This window comes from Massilia arenae (assembly GCF_008014745.1).
Classification (GTDB): domain Bacteria; phylum Pseudomonadota; class Gammaproteobacteria; order Burkholderiales; family Burkholderiaceae_D; genus Telluria; species Telluria arenae.
This window is the reverse complement of sequence record NZ_VPFD01000056.1, coordinates 1-3,701: the sequence shown is the minus strand read 5'-3', so window position 1 is coordinate 3,701 and position 3,701 is coordinate 1. Positions and strand designations below refer to the sequence as shown.

The window sequence follows — 3,701 nt, the reverse complement described above, 5'->3', positions numbered from 1 at the left end:
CATACAGTACGAACTGCACTGGGCAGCCGTGACGAGGTCCTACGGCAAGTTGCCCGCCTTGATGCAGCGTTTGCGCCAGCGCTTGGTAATACTCTTGAATGAAGAACGGCCCGGTCGAAAAATCGACCGGGCCGTAAAGGCCTAGCCTCAGCGCTACACCGTTCGTGTCCTGAAGCGGGACCTTAACTGAACGGCATTAGGCCCGCGGGCCGCCCTTCTCGTTGCAGGGTCAAGTGATTACTTCACGCCGTGCATCAGCTTCTGGATCACTGGCGCCAGGATCACCAGCAGAATGCCGCCGCCGAGCAGCGACCACAGGCCGAAGTTGTAGCCGTCCAGGGCCGAAGCCACGGTCATGCCGGTCTCGCCCGAAACGTGCGAGGCGAAGATGCCCGACAGGTTGTTGCCGATACCGGTCGACAGGAACCAGCCGCCCATGCCAAGGCCAACCAGGCGGGTAGGGGCCAGCTTGGTCACCATCGACAGGCCGATCGGCGACAGGCACAGCTCACCGACCGACTGGATCACGTACACCGCGAACAGGGTCCAGAACGGGATCATGCCCTTGTCGTCGACCAGCGACGACAGCGCGAATACCAGCAGGCCGAACGCCACGCCGTTGAAGATCAGGCCAAGGCCAAACTTGCGCGGGATCGATGGGTTTGCGTTGCGCTTGCCGAGCCAGACCCAGATCGCGGCGATGATCGGCGCGAACACGATGATGGCCACCGAGTTCACCGACTGGAACCAGGCCACCGGATATTCCCAGCCGCCCAGGTTACGATCGACGATATTGTTCGCGAGGAAGGTGAACGAGCTGCCTGCCTGTTCGAAGAAGCACCAGAACAGGATATTGAAGAAGAAGATGATCATCATCGCCCAGGTCTTGTCGCGCGAGACCTTGCCTTCGCGGATGCCTTCAATGATCAGCATCGCGGCCAGACCGACGAACAGGATGGTCAGCAGCACCTGCAGGTTGGCGGCGCCAGCTTGCAGCAGCAGGTACATGATCGGGATCACGACCAGCGCGCCGACAATCGTCATCACCAGGCGCTTCGGACTGGCCAGGTCGCCGATCGGGGCGCCGATGCCCTGGAGGGACTTGCGGCCGACATAGAACCAGAACAGCGAGATCAGCATGCCGATGCCCGAGGCCAGAAACACGATCTTGTAAGATGGCATGGCCGTAGTGCCGAACACTTTCTCTGCAAGCAGCTGGGTCACGACCGGCGCGAACAGCGCGCCGACGTTGATGCCCATGTAAAAGATGGTGAAGCCCGAATCGCGACGGGTATCGTTCAGCGCGTACAGCTGGCCGACCATGGCCGAGATGTTCGGCTTGAACATGCCATTACCGACGATGATGGTCGCCAGGCCGAGCTTGAAGATGTCCTGGTTCGGGATCGAAATCATGAACAGGCCGGCCGCCATGAAGATGGCGCCAACCAGGATCGAACGTTGGTAGCCGATGACGCGGTCGGCTACCCAGCCGCCGAAGACGGCGCCGGCATACACCAGCGCGAGGTAGGAACCGTAGGTCAGGTTGGCGTCGGCCTGGCCGACCGCGTCGCCGCCGTAGAACTGGGAGACGATGTAAAGGACGAGTGCCCAACGAATGCCGTAGAAAGCGAAGCGCTCCCAGAATTCGGTCATGAACAACATCCACAGCGGTGCTGGGTGGCCCATGATCTGCTTGAATTCTGGAAGAGGTCCCTTGGCGGGTGTAGTAGCTGCACCGCTCATGCGGTTCCTCCCGAAGAAAATGTAATGACAGAGTAATAGTTATATGGAGCCATTCGACGGGCGAACATTCCAATAGGCACGCATTCTAGTGCATATTCTTCATCACAAGAAGAATTTTTCCGGATGTGTTAATACGGTTCGAAGATGGTGCGCCGCACCCTGTTCTGGGGCACGCATGCACCGCCAGATTGGCGTATATTGCTTGTCAGGATAGTCTTTACACCACCATCCGTACCATCGAATAACCGAGGATAGCCAGACCATGACCCATGAAGTAGTCGATACACTCGTTTCGCCCGAAAGCCTGCAACTGGTCGATACCCTGATTTCACCCCAAGGCCGTCTCGAAGTACTGTCGAAGTCCGAGGTGTCCAAGCTGCTCGAAACCGGCAAGGCCGGCCTGTATGACGTGTTCCGCAAGTGCGCGCTGGCCGTGCTCAATACCGGCAGCGACATCGACGATGGCAAGGAGCTGCTCGAACGCTATGCGTCGTTCGAGATCAACATCATGCAGCGCGAGCGCGGCATCAAGCTCGACATCCGCAATGCGCCGGGCAACGCCTTCGTTGACGGCAAGATGATCCGCGGTATCCACGAGCACCTGTTCTCGGTGCTGCGCGATATCGTGTTCGTCAATTTCGACGTCACCGACAACCCCAAATTCGACCTCACCCGCAGCGAGGGCATCACCGATGCCGTCTTCCACATCCTGCGCAACGCCAACGTGCTGCAGCCGCAGCGCAACCCGAACCTGGTGGTGTGCTGGGGCGGCCACTCGATCAGCCGCATCGAATACAACTACACCAAGAAGGTCGGCTATGCGCTGGGCCTGCGCGAGATGGATATCTGCACCGGTTGTGGACCGGGCGCCATGAAAGGCCCGATGAAAGGCGCCACCATCGGCCACTCCAAGCAGCGCCTCGGCAGCGGCCGTTACCTGGGCATCTCGGAGCCGGGCATCATCGCGGCCGAATCGCCGAACCCGATCGTCAACGACCTGGTGATCATGCCGGACATCGAAAAACGCCTGGAGGCCTTCGTGCGCACCGGCCACGGCATCGTCGTGTTCCCGGGCGGCGCCGGCACTGCCGAAGAGATCCTGTACATCCTGGGCATCCTGCTCCATCCGGACAATGCCGAGATCCCGTTCCCGCTGGTGTTCACGGGCCCTGCCTCCGCGCGCGACTACTTCACCCAGATCGACGCTTTTCTCGGCGTGACGCTGGGCGTCGAGGCGCAGCGGCGCTACCAGATCATCATCGACGACCCGGATGCGGTGGCGCGCGCGATGCAGGCCGGCGTGCAAGAGGTGCGCGCCTTCCGCAAGGCCAATAGCGACGCCTATTACTACAATTGGCGGCTCAAGATCGACCACGAGTTCCAGAAGCCGTTCAAGCCGACCCACGAGAATATGCGTGGTCTCGACCTGCACCGCGGCATTCCGACGCATTTGCTCGCGGCGAACCTGCGGCGTGCGTTCTCGGGCGTGGTGGCGGGGAATGTGAAGGAAGAGGGGATCCGCGCGATCGAACAGTACGGCAAGTACGAGATCAGTGGCGAGGCGGAGATCATGGGGCCGATGGATGCGCTGCTGGCGTCGTTCGTGGAGCAGAGCCGCATGAAGTTGCCGGGCAAGGCGTATACGCCTTGCTATACGATCGTGCAATAACGCGTCACCGGGCTACGTCATCTCGCACGTCGTCCCCGCGCAGGCGGGGACCCAAGTCTTTCGCGTCGTCGATACGTTCGGCGTCACGTTAATGCATGCAAGCTTGGGTTCCCGCCTGCGCGGGAACGACGTGCGAAAGGTGCGGGCCGTGGTGTGACGTCCACGGGCGACCGCCCAAATAAAAAAGGCCGCCTTCCGGCTAATGCCGTTCAGTTAAGGTCCCGCTTCAGGACACGAACGGTGTAGCGCTGAGGCAAGGCCTTTACGGCCCGGTCGATTTTTCGACCGG

Annotated in this window: 2 protein-coding genes; one reads left to right on the top strand and one right to left on the bottom strand. The window is 60.7% G+C overall.

Annotation, left to right across the window (positions count from 1 at the left end; genetic code table 11):
- Nucleotides 1–237 precede the first annotated feature (237 nt).
- Nucleotides 238–1,743, bottom strand: a complete 1,506-nt coding sequence (locus tag FVD38_RS26205) for a peptide MFS transporter (RefSeq protein WP_147937480.1) — start codon at nt 1,741–1,743, stop codon at nt 238–240.
- Nucleotides 1,744–2,005: 262 nt separating this feature from the next.
- On the opposite strand from FVD38_RS26205, the gene ppnN reads away from it, so the two are divergent.
- Nucleotides 2,006–3,412, top strand: a complete 1,407-nt coding sequence (gene ppnN, locus FVD38_RS26200; protein ID WP_147937479.1) for a nucleotide 5'-monophosphate nucleosidase PpnN — start codon at nt 2,006–2,008, stop codon at nt 3,410–3,412.
- Nucleotides 3,413–3,701: the final 289 nt, after the last annotated feature.